This is a genomic window from Mesorhizobium sp. M0140, assembly GCF_040322475.1.
Lineage (GTDB): Bacteria > Pseudomonadota > Alphaproteobacteria > Rhizobiales > Rhizobiaceae > Mesorhizobium.
Genome location: NZ_JAMYTM010000030.1, coordinates 50,590 through 66,677 on the forward strand (window position 1 = coordinate 50,590; position 16,088 = coordinate 66,677).

The following is a 16,088-nucleotide window of genomic DNA, read 5'->3' on the forward strand; positions in this document are numbered from 1 at the left end:
TCGGCGACGCCACGTCGCGATCGTCGGGAGGTCGGACCTGCCTTGTCTAGATGGAGTGAAACTATGACCAAACGCGACGCGATCTTCCCTGCTGGCCGGCAGGCTCTCTACGAGATCAACCGCTATTCGGCGGCGATCCGCTCGGGCGACCTTCTGTTCGTCTCCGGCCAGGTCGGCAGCCGCGAGGACGGATCGCCCGAGCCGGTCTTCGAAAAGCAGGTCCAGCTGGCCTTCGACAATCTCGCGGCGGTGCTGAAGGCCGCCGGCGGCACGTTCGACGACATCGTCGACGTGACCACGTTCCACACCGATCCGGCCGCGCAATGGGAGGCGATCGATGCCGTTCGAAAGAAGGTATTCGGTGAGCCGCCTTACACGAACTGGACCGCGGTTGGCGTGAACTGGCTGGCGGGATTCGATTTCGAGATAAAGGTCATCGCGCGCCTTCCCCAATCTGCCTGAACGACCGGCGGCGGACGATCAGCAGATCGGCCGCCGCTCAGGGGACGATCAACGTGCCGGCGCCGTGTTCGGTGAACAGTTCCAGCAGCACCGCATGCGGCGTCTTGCCGTTGAGGATGACGACGCCTTCGACGCCGCGTTCGATCGCTTCGATGCAGGTCTCGACCTTGGGGATCATGCCGCCCGAGACCGTGCCGTCCTTGATCAGCGCCTTGGCCTCGGCCACGGTCAGTTCGTCGATCAGCTTCTTGTTCTTGTCGAGCACACCCGGCACGTCGGTGAGGAACAGCAGGCGCGTCGCCTGGCAGGCGCCGGCAATGGCGCCGGCAAAGGTGTCGGCATTGATGTTGTAGGTGTGGCCGTCGCGGCCTGGCGCCACCGGCGCCAGCACCGGGATCATCTCGGAGCGTGCCAAAAGATCGAGCAAGGTGCGGTCGACCTCGACCGGCTCGCCGACGAAGCCGAGATCGAGCACGCGCTCGATGTTGGAGTCCGGGTCGATCATGGTCTTGCGGGCCTTTTCGGCGAACACCATGTTGCCGTCCTTGCCGCACAGGCCGATCGCCCATTCGCCCTCGGCGTTGATCAGCGCGACGATCTCCTTGTTGATCGAACCGGCCAGCACCATTTCGACGATCTCGACCGTCTTCTGGTCGGTGACGCGCAGGCCGCCCTCGAACTTCGATTCGATGCCCATCTTGGCCAGCATGGCGCCGATCTGCGGGCCGCCGCCGTGGACGACGATCGGGTTGACGCCGGACTGCTTGAGCAGCGCGATGTCGCGCGCGAAGGCCTTGCCGAGCTCGATGTCGCCCATGGCATGGCCGCCATATTTCACCACGACCGTCTTGTGCTCGTAGCGCTGCATGTAGGGCAGCGCCCGCGACAACAGGGCTGCCTGCATTTCGGCGGTGGCGGTTACTTCCGTCATCGGCTTGGCTCCCGGCTTTTTATTTTAAGCATGTCGCTGTCCCAAACCGCTGGACACTTCTGGGCGACATGCATCAGGTAAGGACGGCGGCGTCTTAGCGGGAATTGGCGTCGCCCGCAAATAGCTTTGCAGTCATATTCGAGCGCTTCACGACCTCGTCATTGTGGCGGCACCATCAGCGGCGCCCTGCGGTCCAGCCAACCCGAGATCTTCTCCATCTGCGCGGCGAGCGACAAAAGCGTCTCCTCGTCGCCCGGACGGCCGGCCGCCTGGACGCCGAGCGGCAGGCCGGCGTCAGTCACATGGACCGGCAGCGCGATCGACGGCTGGCCGCTGACATTCTGGATCGCCGGCCAAGGGGTGAACCAGAGGCTCTTGTCCATCAGCTGCCCGAAGAACGGCTTCAGCTTCAGCAAAGGCGTCAGATGAAGCTTGTCGAGCAGGTTCTCGATGAGTTCGTCGGCGCCTTTCGGATCCATGGCGCCGCAGGCGAGCGGCGGGTGGGCAATGACCGGCATCAGCACGGCGTCATACCGCGCAGTCTCCGAAATCAGCCGTCGCGAGGCGGCATGCAGCCGCTGCAGGTCGGCATAGGTCTCGCCCGCCGACACCAGTTCGCCGAAGCGGGCGAGCACGCGCGTCGCCCGCTCGATGTCACCGGTAACGGAGCGCCCGACACGCAGCGCGTCCGCGCGCATCGTGCCGGCAACGGCGGAGGCAACCGTCCTGCAGAAATCGGCGAAGAAATCGCGGCCGATAAAGGGCAGGTCGATCTCTTCGACCGTGTGGCCGCCCTCGCGGGCAAGCGCCACCGCCGTGTCGAGCGCCTTGAGCGTCTCGTCCGAGATCGGCAGGCCAAGCGGCGATTTGCGGTACACGGCCAGGCTGAGCTTGCCGGGATCGCGCGCGGCGGCAGCCGCGAACGTGCCTTTCGGTGGCGGCGCGGCATAGGGCGACAGAGGATCGGGGCCGTGGATGAGGTCGAGCAGCAGCGCGCAATCGCGCACCGAACGGGTGAGCGCATGGTCGACGACCATGCCGTACCAGCTTTCGCTCACCAGCGGCGTCAGCGGTGTGCGGCCGCGCGACGTTTTCAGGCCGACAAGCCCGGTGCAGGCGGCAGGCACGCGGATCGAGCCGCCGCCATCGGAGGCATGCGCCACCGGCACGACGCCGGCTGCGACCAAGGCTGCCGAACCGCCCGAAGAGCCGCCGCTGGTATGGCCGGTGTTCCACGGATTGCGGGTGATGCCAAAGGCCCTGGATTCGGTCATCAATCGAAGCCCGTGCTCCGGCGATGTCGAGGTGACGATCGGGATAAGCCCGGCAGCGAGATAGCGGTCGGTCAGCACCGAATTGACATCGGCCAGCCATGCCGGAATGCGGCTGCCGCCATGCGTCGGCACGCCCTTGATGGCGATGCCGAGATCCTTGATGGCGAAGGGAACACCGGCCAGCGGCAGCGAGCGGTCGATGGTCTTGGCGCGGGCCCGGGCGGCATCGTAGAGCGGTTCGGCCGTGGCATTGATGTCGGGACGGGTGGCCTCGGCGCGGGCAATCGCGGTGTCGGTCAGCTCGACGGCCGAAACGTCGCCCTTGCGGACCAGATTGGCGAGGCCCGTGGCATCTTCTTCCCAAAGGATCCGTTCGACCGACATGCGCGCTCCCCCATCACTGAGGGCAAGCTAGCCAGTGGCGATTCCATTGGCAATCGGTGGACGGATCCGGGCCGGCGACACACAAAAGCTTAGGCGTGCACAAGATTATTTCCGCCGTTGCAAATACATCGCAATCGCCTAACTTGCCTGCAATGACGCCGCAGGACATCACCAAGCTGATCGTTCGGACTTCGATGAAGGATCGGGCCGCGTTCGATCTGCTTTACCGGCAGACCAGCGCGAAACTTTTTGGCGTCTGCCTTCGTGTCTTGAACGACCGGGGAGACGCGGAAGAAGCGCTGCAGGAAGTCTTCGTCAAGATATGGACGAAGGCGGATCGTTTTGCGGTCTCCGATCTAAGCCCGATCTCCTGGCTGGTGGCAATCGCGCGCAACCATGCGATCGATCGCATACGAGCGCGACGCAAGCCCGCCGCCGACATCGATGCCGCGCTCGACGTGGCCGATCCGGCGCCGGGGCCTGAAGCGATGGCGGTGGCGGGCGACGAATCCGAACGTATCCACCATTGTCTCGATGAGTTGGAGAAGGACCGGGCAGCCGCCGTCCGGGGCGCCTATCTCAAGGGCGAGAGCTATGCCGAACTGGCGGAGCGCCATGGCGTGCCGCTGAACACGATGCGGACATGGCTGCGCCGCAGCCTGTTGAAACTCAGAGAATGTCTGGAAAGATGACGCTGGCAGAAGACACAGGACCGGAACGTGGAGGCGACGACCTGCTCGCCGCCGAATACGTTCTCGGCGTGCTCGATGCCGACGAACGCCAGATCGTCTCCCGCCGCATCGATGCGGATACGGTTTTCGCTCGTCTTGTCGAGAGTTGGGAGGTCAGTCTCTCACCGCTTGCCGCCGCCTATCGGGAAGTCGAGCCGTCGGTTTCGGTGAAGACCGCTGTCGACCGCCGCCTGTTCGCCAACGCTGCCGCCGTGACCACGCCCGCCGAATCGCGCGGCGGCCTGTGGTCCAGCCTGGCCTTCTGGCGCGGCCTTGCCGCGGCCGCGGCTGCGGCACTGGCGATTTACATCGCCGTGCCAGTCCTCAACCCCCCGGTCGAGCAGCCGCAGGCGCGCCTCGTCGCTTCGCTGGCCGCCGAAGGCAGCGACGTCAGATATCTCGCCGTCTATGATGCCGCGCATCACGAAATCGGCCTGTCGCATGTCTCCGGTGAGCGTGCTTCCGGCAAGGACTTCGAGCTGTGGATGATCGAGGGCAAGAACCCGCCGGTGTCGATGGGCGTCATTCCGGCCGGTGCTACGGCACATATTGTCGTCTCGCCGGCGGCCCAGCAGAAGCTTGCCCAAGGCGCGGTGCTTGCCGTCAGCATCGAGCCGTCAGGCGGTTCGCCGACCGGACAGCCGACCGGACCGGTAGTCGCCGCCGGCGACCTGAAGAGCATCTGACCGGCTCCGCGCGCTTGAAAAATCACAAAAGACTATCATAAGTCTATCCCTCACTGAACATGCCCATAGACAGCATGTCGGCCGCGACCGATTGCTTGGGAAATCCGCCGGGCGCGTTAGATAAAATAAAAAATCACGATATTTCTGAAACTCGGGCGATTTTGTCCCGTATCTCCTCGCGTCCCCAAAAATGGGAAGAGAAAAACCCGAGGAGTTCGACATCATGCGTAGATACGTCACCCTTTTGCTCGCCGGTACGATCGCCGTTTCGGCCCTTGCCACCGCCGCCTATGCCGAAAACCCGATGGTTGGCGGCGCCGCGATGTTTGCCGACAAGAACATCGTCGAGAACGCCGTGAACTCGAAGGACCACACCACGCTGGTCGCCGCCGTGAAGGCCGCCGGCCTTGTCGAGACGCTACAGGGCGCCGGTCCGTTCACCGTGTTCGCTCCGACCAACGAGGCCTTCGCAGCCCTTCCGGCCGGGACGGTCGAGACGCTGCTCAAGCCTGAAAACAAGGACAAGCTCACCAAGATCCTGACCTGCCATGTCATCGGTGCCAAGGCGATGGGGGCGGACGTGGCCTCGATGGCCAAGGCTGACGGCGGCACCCACAAGGTCAAGACGGCCGGCGGCTGCGAGCTGTCGCTCAAGGCTGACGGCGGCAAGGTCACCGTCACAGACGAGAACGGCAATGTCGCCAATGTGACGATCGCCGATGTCGAACAGTCCAATGGCGTCATCCACGTCATCGACAAGGTTCTTTTGCCGAAGATGTAACAAGGGGCTTGCTGCCGGCGAACTGGCAGCAAGGGCCCTCCGTCGATTGCACGATCCCGCTCTGTGATCCGCAATTGACCCGCGCACTCCGCGCCTCCCACATTCGGATGTGGGTGGGCGCGGAGTGTTCGTTCGAGGGGCTTCCGTCACCGGCTTTAGATTTCCGCGCGACGGTATAGTTTGGCAAAAGGACATCAGGAGGAACTGGTCATGAACCGTCGCGACTTTCTTTTGAGCGGTGCCGCCGCCATCGGCGTCGTCGGGATCGCGGCAACGATGCTGCGCATGGGTGATCCGCAGGCAGCACAGGCCGCCGAAAAATTCGAAGTCACCAAGACCGACGCCGAGTGGAAAGCCATCCTGTCGCCTGCCGCCTTCGACGTGCTGCGCAAGGAAGGCACGGAGTATCCCGGCACCAGCCCGCTGCTCAACGAACACCGCAAGGGCATCTTCGCCTGTGCCGGCTGCGACCTGCCGGTCTATTCGTCGGAGACGAAATTCGATTCCGGCACCGGCTGGCCGAGCTTCTGGCAAGAGATCCCCAAGGCTATCGGCACGACCGTGGACCGCTCGCTCGGCATGACGCGCACCGAGGCGCATTGCCGCCGCTGCGGCGGCCATCTCGGCCACGTCTTCGACGACGGTCCGGCGCCGACCGGCCTGCGCCACTGCATCAACGGCGTCGCGCTGACCTTCAAGGCCGCCACAGCCTGACAAATTCCAACTGGATATGAAAACTCCGGGCTTGCGGGCCCGGAGTTTTTTGCGCGGTCAGAGCTTTTTCAGGCGTGGACTGGAGGAGCTTCCCGAAACAGCTGCCCACGTATCAGTGGCCGCCGCCGCCACCTCCGCCCGCCGCGGCCGGCTTGCGGATCAGCATGGTGAACATGCCAAGCGTCGCAAACAGCACCGTCAGCATGAAGAACACATCCATGAAGGACAGCAGCGCCGCCTGCTGCTGGACCATGCCAGACAGCTTGGAGATCGCGGCACTTGTCGCGTCGAGGCCGGGGGTTTGCTCGAAATTGAGCGTCATGTTCTGCAGCTTGGTCTGCGCGGCTTCACTGCCCCATTGCACATGTTCGGAGAGCCTTGCGTAGTGGAAGGCATTGCGGTCGATCAGCACGGTATTGATCAGGGCGAGGCCAACCGCACCGCCAAGGTTGCGGGTGAGGTTGAACAGGCCTGAAGCGTTCTTCAGCCGCTCGGGCGGCAAGGTGCCGAGCGCGATGTTGTTGATCGGCACCATGCACAGCATCATCGAACAGCCGCGCAGGATTTGCGGGATGAGCAGCTCATAGAAATCCCAGTCGGCGGTCAGATGCGTCATCCACCAGGTGCCGGTGGCGAAGCCGAAGAAGCCGATCATCATCATCAGCCGCGGGTCCATCTTATTCGACAGGATGCCCGAGATCGGCGCGGTGAAGAACATGGCCAGGCCGCTGACGAACAGCGCCTCGCCGATCATCATCGAATCGTAGCCACGGATGCGCCCGAGATACACCGGGTAGAGATAGGTCAGGCCGTAAAGGCCGATGCCTATGACGAAGGAGAACAGCGAGCCGAAGGCGAAGTTGATGTTGGTGAAGGCCTTCAGGTCGACGATCGGCTCCTCGGCGGTGAACGCCCGCCAGAAGAACAGCACCGCGCCGATGGTCATGACAATGGCGCAGATGAAGACGCCCTGATCCTGCATCCAGTCATTGTTGGGACCCTCCTCGAGCACATATTCCATGCAGCCCAGGAGAGCCGCCATGCCGGCGAGGCCCCACCAGTCGAACTTGCTGAACAGCTTGAGGTTGGGTTTGTCGAAGTCGATCAGCGTCCAGGCCGCCGCTGTGACCAGGATGCCGGGCACGACATTGACCAGGAACAGCCAGTGCCAGGACATGGCATGGCTGATGTAGCCGCCGACAGTCGGGCCGATGGTCGGCGCCAACGTCGCCACCAGGCCGATCATCGGCGAGACGAAGGCGCGGCGCGAGGGCGGGAAGATGGTGAAGGCAGCGGCGAAGACGCTCGGGATCATGCCGCCGCCGATGAATCCCTGGACGGCGCGGTAGACGATCATCTGGTCGATGTTGGTGGCGGTCGCCGCCAGCGCACTGGCCGCGGTGAAACCCGCCGCCGAGATCGTGAACAGCACGCGCGTCGACAGCATCCGGCTGAGGAAGCCTGACAGCGGGATCATCACCACTTCGGCGATCAGATAGGCGGTCTGCACCCACGGGATTTCGTCGGAGCTGGCGCTCAGGCCGGCCTGGATTTCCGACAGCGAGGCGGAGACAATCTGGATGTCGAGGATGGCCATGAACATGCCGAACACCATCGCCAGGAAGGCGATGACGCGCCGCGTCGAAATGGTGTCAGGCACAGCCGGCCTCGCCGGCGGCGCTCCTGCTGTCAGGGTTGCGGTTGCCATGGCATTGCTCCCCGGCGGCCGCTCAGTTCGACGCTGCCGCTGATGCCGAACCAGATGGGGCGGTACGGCTGTCGACGGCGACGACGACGCTCAGGCCGGCGCGCAGCTTGCCGCTCTTCAGCGCATCGGCGGGCACATCGATGCGGACCGGAACGCGCTGCACGACCTTGGTGAAGTTGCCGGTGGCGTTTTCGGGCGGCAGCAGCGAGAACACGGCACCCGAAGCCGGCGCCAGCGACGAGACGGTTCCCTCGAAGTCCTGGCCGTCGGTCGCATCGACCGAGATCTTGACCTTCTCGCCGGGCACCAGCCGGGCAAGCTGCGTCTCCTTGAAGTTGGCGACGATGTAGAGCTTGTCCATCGGCACGATGACGGCGAGCTTCTGGCCGGGGCTGACAAGGTCGCCCTGTTCGACAGAGCGGTTGCCGACGATGCCGTCATAAGGCGCCTTGAGCACGGTGAAGGAAAGATCGCGCAGCGCCTTGTCATGGCTGAGCTGCAGGGACGCCAGCGTGCTCGCCGATTCCGCGCGTTGCGCCTGCAGCACGCCGATATTGGCCTGCGCGGCGGCGATCTGTGCGTCGGCGCCGACAAGGGCGGCATCGGCCTGCTGGACCGCCGTCTGGGCGTCGTCCAGCTGCGCCTGCGTGCCGACATGCGTCTTGAGCAGCTGCGAGGCGCGCGCCGCGACCTTGGCTGCATTGTCGGCGGCGGCCTGATCGGCGACCTTCTGCGCCTGGGCCTGCTGCAGCGAGGCGCGGGCTGCGTCGGTCTGGGCGTCGATACGGTCGAGCGTCTTGCTCAAGGTGGCGATCTGCGCCTCGGCCTGGGCGACGGCAATCTTGTAATCGCCGTCATCGACGACGAGCAGCGGATCGCCGGCCTTGACCAGCTGGTTCTCGCTGACCTTGACCTGATCGACATAGCCGGAAATCTTGGGCGAGATGAACGCCATGTCCGCCTGGACATAGGCGTCGTCCGTCGAGATCATGAAGCGGCCCGTTGTCCAGTAATCGTAACCGTACCAGGCGCCGGCGCTCAGCAAGGCGACGCCGATGATCGGCAGCAGAAAAGAACGCACCGAGCGCTTCTTCTTGACCGGAGCCTCTGCCGGCGGCGACGAGACGGGCTGGACAGGCATATCCGGCGCTTCCGTCGCCGGCGCAACCTTGGCGTTGGGGAAGGGACGGACTTCGGCTGTGGTCGGCGCGTTCGAGGACATGACATCTCTCTAAAGTTATAATATGATACTGAACCGTTCGGTTCGATCCGGCCGTTGACATAGCGCGTAAAGAGGACCATATCAAGGGCAATCGAACCGCTTGGTTCGAATTATTTTCGAGGTGTGACTTTCATGGCCGAGACCCCGCCCAATGTCGAAAACGAGTCGTGCGACGACCTGTTGGAAAGCTTGCGCCGTGGCCGCCCGGCCGCGGGGCAGGATCCGGTCAAGCGCAGCCAGATCATCGACGGCGCCCGTCGTGTCTTCATCGACAAGGGCTTCGAAGCCGCCTCGATGAACGACATCACCCGCGAGGCCGGTGTCTCCAAGGGTACGATCTACGTCTACTTCGCCAACAAGGAGGAGCTGTTCGAAGCGCTGATCGAGGAAGAGCGCGGCACCATCTTCAAGAACATGTATGACGTGCTGGACAACGCCGACAACCTGCGCGAGACGCTGGTGAAGTTCGGCAAGGTGCTGGCCCTCAAGATCACGTCGGCCAAGGTCATCCAGGCACAGCGCACGGTGATCGGGGCATCCGACCGGATACCCGACATGGGCGCGCGTTTTTACGAGCGCGGTCCCAAGCGTGGCCACGACAAGGTCGCGGCCTTTCTCAATGCCGCCATCGAGCGCGACCTGCTGCGCATCGACGATGTCGATCTTGCCGCCTATCAGTTCACCGAACTGTGCCTGGCCGGTCTGTTCCGCCAGTGCATCTTCGCCTACCGCACGAAAGCCCCGACCCAGGACGAGATCGATCACATCGTCAGGTCAGGCGTCAGCATGTTCCTCAGGGCATACGGCACCGAAAGGCTTGTGGCGGAAGAAGGCCATCAGACGATTGCTATCGAGGCCAAGCCTTAACCCAGTTCTAAGGTGTGTTGAGATTCAGGTCAGGCCGAGCCGAAAACGGTGGCTTTCGAGAACCGGAGCGGAGCGGACATTCGGGTCCGTGAGCACCGGAAGCGCAGAAAGCCGTCGTTTGCAGGCCGGCATCACCTGAATATCGACATAGCTTAGCCGCCATTGGCGGCAAGCACGATGGCCGCCTGCAATTCCTGAAGGCCCTCGCCTTTTTCCGAAGACGTCGCCAGCACGAACGGGAACGCCGCCGGCCGCTTCTTGATCTTTGCCAGCGTCTCCTCGATCAGCCTCGGCACGCCGGCAGTCTTGATCTTGTCGGTCTTGGTCAGGACGATCTGGTAGGACACCGCCGCCTTGTCGAGCAGCGACAGCACTTCATCGTCCTTGGCCTTGATGCCGTGGCGGGCGTCGATCAGCACATAGACACGCTTCAGCGTGACGCGGCCCTTGAGATAGTCGAAGACCAGCTTGGTCCACTCGTCGACCTTTTCCTTCGGCGCGGTGGCATAGCCATAGCCGGGCATGTCGACTAGCGCCAAGGGCGGCAGGTCGGCGCCCTCACCCGAAAATCCGTCCGGCACGAAATAGTTGAGTTCCTGCGTGCGCCCCGGCGTGTTGGAAGTGCGCGCCAGCCCCTTCTGGTTGACAAGTGCGTTGATCAGCGACGACTTGCCGACATTCGAGCGGCCGGCAAAGGCGATTTCCGGCGGCCCTTCCGGCGGCAGGAACTTCATGGCCGGAACGCCGCGAATGAAGATCCATCCTCGCGTAAACAGTTCGGTGCCGATTGTGCTGCTGTTCAGAGCGTTCAAGCTGCTGCCTCCAGAAGAGAAATATTGGCACCCCGGATAGCATCGAGGTTGCGGCTGACCTTGTCCACCGGCCAGTCCCACCACGCCACCGCCAGCAGCCGCCTGATTGTCCGGTCGTCGAAACGCATCTTTACCACCTTGGCCGCGTTGCCGGCGACGATCGCATAGGGCGGCACGTCATGTGTCACCACCGATTTCGCGGCAACGATGGCGCCGTGGCCGATTTCCACCCCGGGCAAGATCACCGCCTCCATGCCGATCCAGACGTCGCTGCCGACAATGGTGTCGCCGCGCACTTCCCTAGACCAGGTCGCCGGGTCAAAACCCTTTTCCCAGCCATGGCCGAAAATATTGAACGGATAGGTCGAAAAGCCGGACATAGCGTGGTTGGCGCCGTTCATGATGAAGCGCGCGCCCTCGGCGATGGCGCAGAACCTGCCGATGATCAGCTTGTCGCCAATGAACGGATAATGGTGCAGGACGCATTTTTCGGCGAATTTGTCCGGACCGTCGGGGTCGTCATAATAGGTGAAGTCGCCGACCTCGATGTTCGGCGCGTTCACCAGCCCCTTGAGGAAGCCGACGCGGGTATGCATCGGGATCGGGTGCTTGATGTCTGGGTTGGGTCCGTCCATGTCGAAATCCGTCAGAGAAATGGCCGCCAGGCGCATCCGAAACTCGAATGCGCCCGTTCAAAATAGCGTGATCCGCCCTATAGCACCAATCGGGCGACGAGCGAGCTTTCCTTGACGGTCTTGCTCATTTGCTGCCGCGGCAGATCACGATCGGATCGGACAGCGCGCTGTCGAAACCGCTGCCCTGATAGACGGTGACGTTCGCCGCGCCGGGCGGCAGCATGAAGCTGCCTTCGACGATTTTCTGGTCTCCGGTCGGCATGTGGAGAGCCCAGCTATAGGTGCAAAACTGAGGCGGCGCCTGGGGTTCGACGTGGCTGCAGTTCAATTGCGCGCCACCCAGCATGGCGGCGCCACCGCAGCTGACGGCGTCCTTTGCGAACGCAATGCCCGGCCATCCCGCGATGGCCGATACGGTCAATATCTTCAGCCACTTCATCGTCTCATCCCTGCGCGGCAACAGCCTGCTACCGGAGCCTTTTTGTGGCGTCGCAGCCCATGCGTCATTTTTTCCAGGCGGGCTTAGTCCGTCTTGCGCACCGCGTCCAGCGGGATTATGTGCATGATGATAATAAGCATGCTCACTAAAAGTCGCGCCGAAAAACTCCAGTGCCTCCCATGCCATCGTCACCCAACATCAGCTTCGTGCTGCACGATGTCGCGCGCCTGCTTCGAAAGCGGTTCGAGCAGAGGTCGCGGGCATCGGGGCTGACCAGCGCCCAGTGGCAGGTGCTGGCCTATCTCTGCCTGCATGAAGGCATCCACCAGAGCAAACTGGCCGATCTTATCGAGATCACGCCGATCACGCTCGCCCGGCTGCTCGACAGGATGGAGGCACGCAGCTTCATCGAGCGCCGGCCCAATCCCGCCGACCGCCTGGCATGGCTGCTTTACCTGAAGCCGCAAGCCCATCCGCTTATCGAAATCATGCGCAGCAATGGGCAGAAGACGCGTGACGAGGCCTTCGTCGGCCTTTCCGCGGATGCGCAACTGCATCTGCTGCAAACCCTATCCTCATCAAATCCAATCTGCTCGCGGCTTGCGCCCAGCCTGCCGCCGACCGGGAGAAAACACATGGCTGAATCAACCTCACCAAAGAAGCCTGTCGAAGAAGATGGATCCGCCGCCGACCGGGCGCGCGATCAGGTCATCCGACTGGACAGCGAACGCGAGCAAAGGCGAGCCGGCACCCTCATCGACAATGACGAGCTCGAAGCACCGGTCGCCCTGGAGCCGGCGGCGCTCGAGGCTCCGTCCAAGGAGCCACGCCAGGCCGGGGTTGCGGTGGCGCCTCCGGCGACGGTCAAGCCCAGGCGCAGCCTGACGCGGCCGATCCTGTTTGCCCTGCTTCCGGTCGCCCTGGTCGTCGGCGGCTACTACTACGTCATCGGCGGCCAGGTCATGACAACGGACAATGCCTACATCCAGGCGCAATCGCTCGGCGTGTCCACCGATGTCTCCGGCACCGTGCTCGAGATCGACGTGCACGAGAACGAGGCGGTGAAGAAGGACCAGGTGCTTTTCCGGTTGCGGCCGGCCTCTTTCGAAACCGCCCTTGCCGCGGCCGAGGCGCAGCTCGGGACTGTGCGCAACCAGGTGCTGACCTTGCAGGCGAGCTACCAGCAATCGCAGGCGCTGATCGAGCAGGCGCAGGCCGACATCCCTTATTACGAGGCGGCTTTCCAGCGCCAGCAGGATCTGCTCAAGACCTCCACCTCCTCCAAGGCGACCTTCGACAGCGCCCAACACGACCTCGTCGCCGCTCGCCAGAAAGTGTCCGTCGCCGAGGCGCAGGCACAGGCGACGCTTGCCCAGCTTGGCGGCGACGCCAGCCAGCCTGTCGAGAAGAACCCGTTCTATCTTCAGGCCCAGTCCGCCGTGGACGACGCCCAGCGCAATCTCGCCGATTCCGTCGTCAAGGCGCCGTTCGACGGCATCGTCACCAATGTTGACGCGCTTCAGGTCGGCAAGTACCTGCCGGCTTCGCAGCCGGCGTTCAGCCTGATTTCGGCAACCGATTTGTGGATCGCGGCGGAGCCGAAGGAAACCGAACTGACCTATGTGCGGCCGGGACAGACGGCGACGATCAGCGTCGACAGCTATCCGGGAGCCGTCTGGCACGGTACGGTCGCCTCGATCAGCCCGGCGTCGTCGTCGAGCTTCTCCTTGCTTCCGGCGCAGAACACCACGGGCAACTGGGTCAAGGTCGTACAACGCATTCCGATGCGCGTGACGTTGGACGATCTCCAGGGCAAGCCGCCGTTGCGTGGCGGGATGAGCGTCGTGGTCGGCATCGATACCGGCCATGCGCGCGGCCTGCCGGACTTCGTGACGGACCTCCTCGGCCGGTTCGGACAAAAGTCATGACCGGCGCGTCCGCGACAGGTGGCGTGGTCGCCAATCGCGGCGCCATCACCGCCTGCGTGATCCTGGCCGTGATCATGCAGGCGCTGGACACGACCATCGCCAATGTGGCGCTGCCCTATATCCAGGGCAGCGTTTCGGCGAGCGCCGACCAGATAAACTGGGTGCTGACGTCCTACATCGTGGCGGCCGCCGTCATGACTCCGCCTTCAGGCTACCTTGCCAATCGTTTCGGCCGCAAGCGCATCCTGCTGATATCCATCACCGGCTTCGTCGTCGCGTCGGTGCTGTGCGGCTTCGCGCAGTCGCTGCCGCAGATCGTCGGCTTCCGCCTGCTGCAAGGCCTGTTCGGTGCCGCCCTGGTGCCGCTGGCGCAGAGCATCCTGCTCGACATCTACAGCGTCGAGGAGCGCGGCTCGGCGATGGCGCTGTTCGGCGTTTCGGTGATGGTCGGGCCGGTGCTCGGGCCGGTCATCGGCGGCTGGCTGACCGAGAATGTCAGCTGGCGCTGGGTGTTCTACATCAACGTCCCGATCGGCGCCCTGGCCTTCGCCGGCGTGTCGATGTTCGTCCAGGAAACCAAGACGGACCTCAAGGCGAGGCTGGACTGGCTGGGCTTCGGCATGCTCAGCGTCACCATCGCATCGCTGCAGATGTTTCTCGATCGCGGCGAGCAGCTCAACTGGTTCTCGTCGTCCGAAATCATCGTCGAGGCACTGATCTGCGCGTCGGCCTTCTACATCTTCCTCGTCCACACCTTCACCGCGAAAAACACCTTCGTGAACCCCCGGCTGTTCCTCGACAGGAATTTCGCCGTCGGCATGGTCTTCATCTTCATCATCGGCATTACCTATCTGGCCTCGCTGGCCCTGATGACGCCCTATCTGCAGACGCTGATGGGCTATCCGGTGGTGACGGCCGGCATCGTCATGGGGCCGCGCGGGCTTGGGACCATGGCTTGCATGTTCCTGGTCGGCAGGCTGATCGGCAAGGTGGACACGCGCTGGCTGCTGCTGACCGGCCTGCTGGTCACCGCCTGGGCGATGTACGACATGACCGGCTGGACGCCTGATGTTTCGCAGTGGACGATCATCAGCACCGGCTTCATCCAGGGAGCGGGGCTCGGCTTCCTGTTCGTGCCGCTGACCACCATCACCTTCGCCACACTGGCGCCGGAGCGGCGCGCGGAAGGCACAGGTCTTTACAATCTGTCGCGCAACATCGGCTCCAGCGTCGGCATCTCGGTGGTCACCGCGCTGTTGACGCAGAACGTGCAGATCAACCACGCCAACATCGCCACCTATGTGACGCCCTACAACCAGGCGTTCGGCAATCCGGCGATCTTCCAGGCGATGAACCCTTACAGCGCCGCCGGCCGTGCCGCGCTCGACGGCGTGGTGACGCTGCAGGCGACCATCATCAGCTACATGAACGACTTCAAGCTGATGATGATCCTGTCGCTTGCCGCCATTCCGCTGGTTCTGTTGCTGCGCAAGCCGGCGACTCCGGCCAAGATCGACCACAGCGCCGTGATGGAGTGATGACGGTCGAGGCTCATCCGGCTGGACAAGTAACAGTCAAAAAGAAACCGGGGTCCTGTGAGGGACTACAGGACCCCGGCCGATGCCGATACGACTTCCAGGAAACATGGCACCTCGTCATGAGGCGGGACGGCAGGCCGAGAAAGCCCCAACGAACCTGCCTTGATCCCCTTTGCCGAAAGCCGTTACTTCGGCAACAGCACCTTGTTGACGACATGGATGACGCCGTTCGACTGGTTGACGTCGGCGATCGTCACCCGCGCCTCGCCGCCTGACTCATCCATGATGTAGAGCTTGCCCTTCTTGACTTCGGCGGTCAGCGTGTCACCGGAGACGGTCTTCATCTCGTACTTGCCGCCCATCGCCCTGGCCTTCTTCATCATCTCGGCGCCCGAAATCTTGCCGGCCACGACATGCGCGGTCAGCACCTTGGTGAGCTTGTCCTTGTTCTCCGGCTTCAGCAGCGTGTCGACGGTGCCCTTGGGCAATTTCGCAAACGCTGCATTGGTCGGGGCAAAGACTGTGAAAGGGCCGGCGCCCTGCAGCGTGTCGACCAGGCCGGCGGCCTTGACCGCGGCGACCAGCGTCGTGTGATCCTTCGAATTGACGGCGTTCTCGACGATGTTCTTGGTGGTGTACATCGGCGCGCCGCCGACATTCGGGTTTTTGGCATAGGCGGGCGCGGCAATCGCCACGCCGGCGATGAGCGCGGAAAGGGCGATGGTCCTGAATGACGGCAAGCGCATGTGGTCTTCCTCCGGGTGAGGGCTGATCGGAATTGATAGCCTTTGGAAACGCACAGGCAGTCACGCCGCCGGCGGGTCGCAAGTTTCGCCGATCACGGGAACGTGATCCCGGAGTTGCTTAAACGGAAAAAGCCCCGCGCGAGCGGTAATGCAGTTCACTTAAGTTGGGCTGGATGAGGATCTGGTAAGACCTATCGAACAGGATGGAGATTCGTTTCCATCCTGTTCGT

General features: G+C 63.3%; 16 protein-coding genes and 1 pseudogene. 9 read left to right on the forward strand and 8 right to left on the reverse strand.

Annotation, left to right across the window (positions count from 1 at the left end; genetic code table 11):
- Positions 1–63 precede the first annotated feature (63 nt).
- Entirely contained in the window at positions 64–462 is a 399-nt protein-coding gene (locus tag NKJ37_RS25335; protein ID WP_352440605.1) for a RidA family protein, read from the forward strand.
- A gap of 37 nt (positions 463–499) precedes the next feature.
- On the opposite strand, the gene argB is transcribed toward NKJ37_RS25335, so the two are convergent.
- Both argB and NKJ37_RS25345 read right to left on the reverse strand, forming a co-directional pair.
- Positions 500–1,393, reverse strand: coding sequence for an acetylglutamate kinase (gene argB, locus NKJ37_RS25340; RefSeq protein ID WP_128304177.1), 894 nt, complete (start codon positions 1,391–1,393; stop codon positions 500–502).
- Between the two features lie 158 nt (positions 1,394–1,551).
- Positions 1,552–3,051: an amidase gene (locus NKJ37_RS25345; RefSeq protein WP_352775474.1), complete on the reverse strand. Its 1,500-nt coding sequence runs from the start codon at positions 3,049–3,051 to the stop codon at positions 1,552–1,554.
- A gap of 152 nt (positions 3,052–3,203) precedes the next feature.
- On the opposite strand from NKJ37_RS25345, the gene NKJ37_RS25350 reads away from it, so the two are divergent.
- From NKJ37_RS25350 to msrB, 4 genes are all read left to right on the forward strand, one after another.
- A complete protein-coding gene (locus tag NKJ37_RS25350; RefSeq protein WP_013528490.1) occupies positions 3,204–3,743 on the forward strand; it encodes a sigma-70 family RNA polymerase sigma factor in 540 nt (179 codons plus the stop codon).
- Positions 3,740–4,468, forward strand: a complete 729-nt coding sequence (locus NKJ37_RS25355) for an anti-sigma factor (protein ID WP_352775476.1) — start codon at positions 3,740–3,742, stop codon at positions 4,466–4,468. Before NKJ37_RS25350 ends, NKJ37_RS25355 begins: the two co-directional genes overlap by 4 nt.
- Before the next feature lie 223 nt (positions 4,469–4,691).
- Complete coding sequence (locus NKJ37_RS25360) at positions 4,692–5,249, forward strand: fasciclin domain-containing protein (protein WP_352440603.1); 558 nt, start codon at positions 4,692–4,694, stop codon at positions 5,247–5,249.
- 210 nt (positions 5,250–5,459) lie between these two features.
- Positions 5,460–5,963 carry a peptide-methionine (R)-S-oxide reductase MsrB gene (gene msrB, locus NKJ37_RS25365; protein WP_352775479.1) on the forward strand — a complete coding sequence of 168 codons (504 nt, stop codon included), beginning with the start codon at positions 5,460–5,462 and terminating at the stop codon, positions 5,961–5,963.
- A 112-nt stretch (positions 5,964–6,075) separates the two neighbouring features.
- Here the strand turns inward: msrB and NKJ37_RS25370 are convergent, their stop codons facing one another.
- Complete coding sequence (locus tag NKJ37_RS25370; RefSeq protein WP_023810781.1) at positions 6,076–7,671, reverse strand: DHA2 family efflux MFS transporter permease subunit; 1,596 nt, start codon at positions 7,669–7,671, stop codon at positions 6,076–6,078.
- 22 nt (positions 7,672–7,693) lie between these two features.
- A complete protein-coding gene (locus NKJ37_RS25375) occupies positions 7,694–8,893 on the reverse strand; it encodes an HlyD family secretion protein (protein WP_023810782.1) in 1,200 nt (399 codons plus the stop codon).
- 132 nt (positions 8,894–9,025) lie between these two features.
- On the opposite strand from NKJ37_RS25375, the gene NKJ37_RS25380 reads away from it, so the two are divergent.
- Entirely contained in the window at positions 9,026–9,760 is a 735-nt protein-coding gene (locus tag NKJ37_RS25380; protein WP_023810783.1) for a TetR/AcrR family transcriptional regulator, read from the forward strand.
- A 152-nt stretch (positions 9,761–9,912) separates the two neighbouring features.
- On the opposite strand, the gene yihA is transcribed toward NKJ37_RS25380, so the two are convergent.
- The 3 genes from yihA to NKJ37_RS25395 all read right to left on the reverse strand — a co-directional run bounded on the left by yihA (position 9,913) and on the right by NKJ37_RS25395 (position 11,646).
- Entirely contained in the window at positions 9,913–10,572 is a 660-nt protein-coding gene (yihA, locus tag NKJ37_RS25385) for a ribosome biogenesis GTP-binding protein YihA/YsxC (RefSeq protein WP_127294604.1), read from the reverse strand.
- Entirely contained in the window at positions 10,569–11,207 is a 639-nt protein-coding gene (locus NKJ37_RS25390) for a CatB-related O-acetyltransferase (protein ID WP_023810785.1), read from the reverse strand. Before NKJ37_RS25390 ends, yihA begins: the two co-directional genes overlap by 4 nt.
- Positions 11,208–11,331: 124 nt before the next feature.
- Complete coding sequence (locus NKJ37_RS25395; RefSeq protein WP_023810786.1) at positions 11,332–11,646, reverse strand: hypothetical protein; 315 nt, start codon at positions 11,644–11,646, stop codon at positions 11,332–11,334.
- A gap of 179 nt (positions 11,647–11,825) precedes the next feature.
- Here NKJ37_RS25395 and NKJ37_RS25400 point away from each other — a divergent pair.
- From NKJ37_RS25400 to NKJ37_RS25410, 3 genes and pseudogenes are all read left to right on the forward strand, one after another.
- Positions 11,826–12,023 (forward strand): annotated as a pseudogene (locus NKJ37_RS25400) (MarR family winged helix-turn-helix transcriptional regulator); the annotation flags it as partial.
- A gap of 258 nt (positions 12,024–12,281) precedes the next feature.
- Positions 12,282–13,574 carry an HlyD family secretion protein gene (locus NKJ37_RS25405; RefSeq protein WP_352775483.1) on the forward strand — a complete coding sequence of 431 codons (1,293 nt, stop codon included), beginning with the start codon at positions 12,282–12,284 and terminating at the stop codon, positions 13,572–13,574.
- Positions 13,571–15,112 carry a DHA2 family efflux MFS transporter permease subunit gene (locus NKJ37_RS25410; protein ID WP_352751953.1) on the forward strand — a complete coding sequence of 514 codons (1,542 nt, stop codon included), beginning with the start codon at positions 13,571–13,573 and terminating at the stop codon, positions 15,110–15,112. Before NKJ37_RS25405 ends, NKJ37_RS25410 begins: the two co-directional genes overlap by 4 nt.
- Positions 15,113–15,297: 185 nt before the next feature.
- On the opposite strand, the gene NKJ37_RS25415 is transcribed toward NKJ37_RS25410, so the two are convergent.
- Entirely contained in the window at positions 15,298–15,858 is a 561-nt protein-coding gene (locus NKJ37_RS25415; protein ID WP_128304169.1) for a fasciclin domain-containing protein, read from the reverse strand.
- Positions 15,859–16,088: the final 230 nt, after the last annotated feature.

Coding starts and splice junctions, on each gene's coding strand:
- NKJ37_RS25335 (WP_352440605.1), top strand. CDS start 64: ATGACCAAACGCGACGCGATCTTCCCTGCTGGCCGGCAGGCTCTCTAC.
- argB (WP_128304177.1), bottom strand. CDS start 1,393: ATGACGGAAGTAACCGCCACCGCCGAAATGCAGGCAGCCCTGTTGTCG.
- NKJ37_RS25345 (WP_352775474.1), bottom strand. CDS start 3,051: ATGTCGGTCGAACGGATCCTTTGGGAAGAAGATGCCACGGGCCTCGCC.
- NKJ37_RS25350 (WP_013528490.1), top strand. CDS start 3,204: ATGACGCCGCAGGACATCACCAAGCTGATCGTTCGGACTTCGATGAAG.
- NKJ37_RS25355 (WP_352775476.1), top strand. CDS start 3,740: ATGACGCTGGCAGAAGACACAGGACCGGAACGTGGAGGCGACGACCTG.
- NKJ37_RS25360 (WP_352440603.1), top strand. CDS start 4,692: ATGCGTAGATACGTCACCCTTTTGCTCGCCGGTACGATCGCCGTTTCG.
- msrB (WP_352775479.1), top strand. CDS start 5,460: ATGAACCGTCGCGACTTTCTTTTGAGCGGTGCCGCCGCCATCGGCGTC.
- NKJ37_RS25370 (WP_023810781.1), bottom strand. CDS start 7,671: ATGGCAACCGCAACCCTGACAGCAGGAGCGCCGCCGGCGAGGCCGGCT.
- NKJ37_RS25375 (WP_023810782.1), bottom strand. CDS start 8,893: ATGTCCTCGAACGCGCCGACCACAGCCGAAGTCCGTCCCTTCCCCAAC.
- NKJ37_RS25380 (WP_023810783.1), top strand. CDS start 9,026: ATGGCCGAGACCCCGCCCAATGTCGAAAACGAGTCGTGCGACGACCTG.
- NKJ37_RS25390 (WP_023810785.1), bottom strand. CDS start 11,207: ATGGACGGACCCAACCCAGACATCAAGCACCCGATCCCGATGCATACC.
- NKJ37_RS25395 (WP_023810786.1), bottom strand. CDS start 11,646: ATGAAGTGGCTGAAGATATTGACCGTATCGGCCATCGCGGGATGGCCG.
- NKJ37_RS25405 (WP_352775483.1), top strand. CDS start 12,282: ATGGCTGAATCAACCTCACCAAAGAAGCCTGTCGAAGAAGATGGATCC.
- NKJ37_RS25410 (WP_352751953.1), top strand. CDS start 13,571: ATGACCGGCGCGTCCGCGACAGGTGGCGTGGTCGCCAATCGCGGCGCC.
- NKJ37_RS25415 (WP_128304169.1), bottom strand. CDS start 15,858: ATGCGCTTGCCGTCATTCAGGACCATCGCCCTTTCCGCGCTCATCGCC.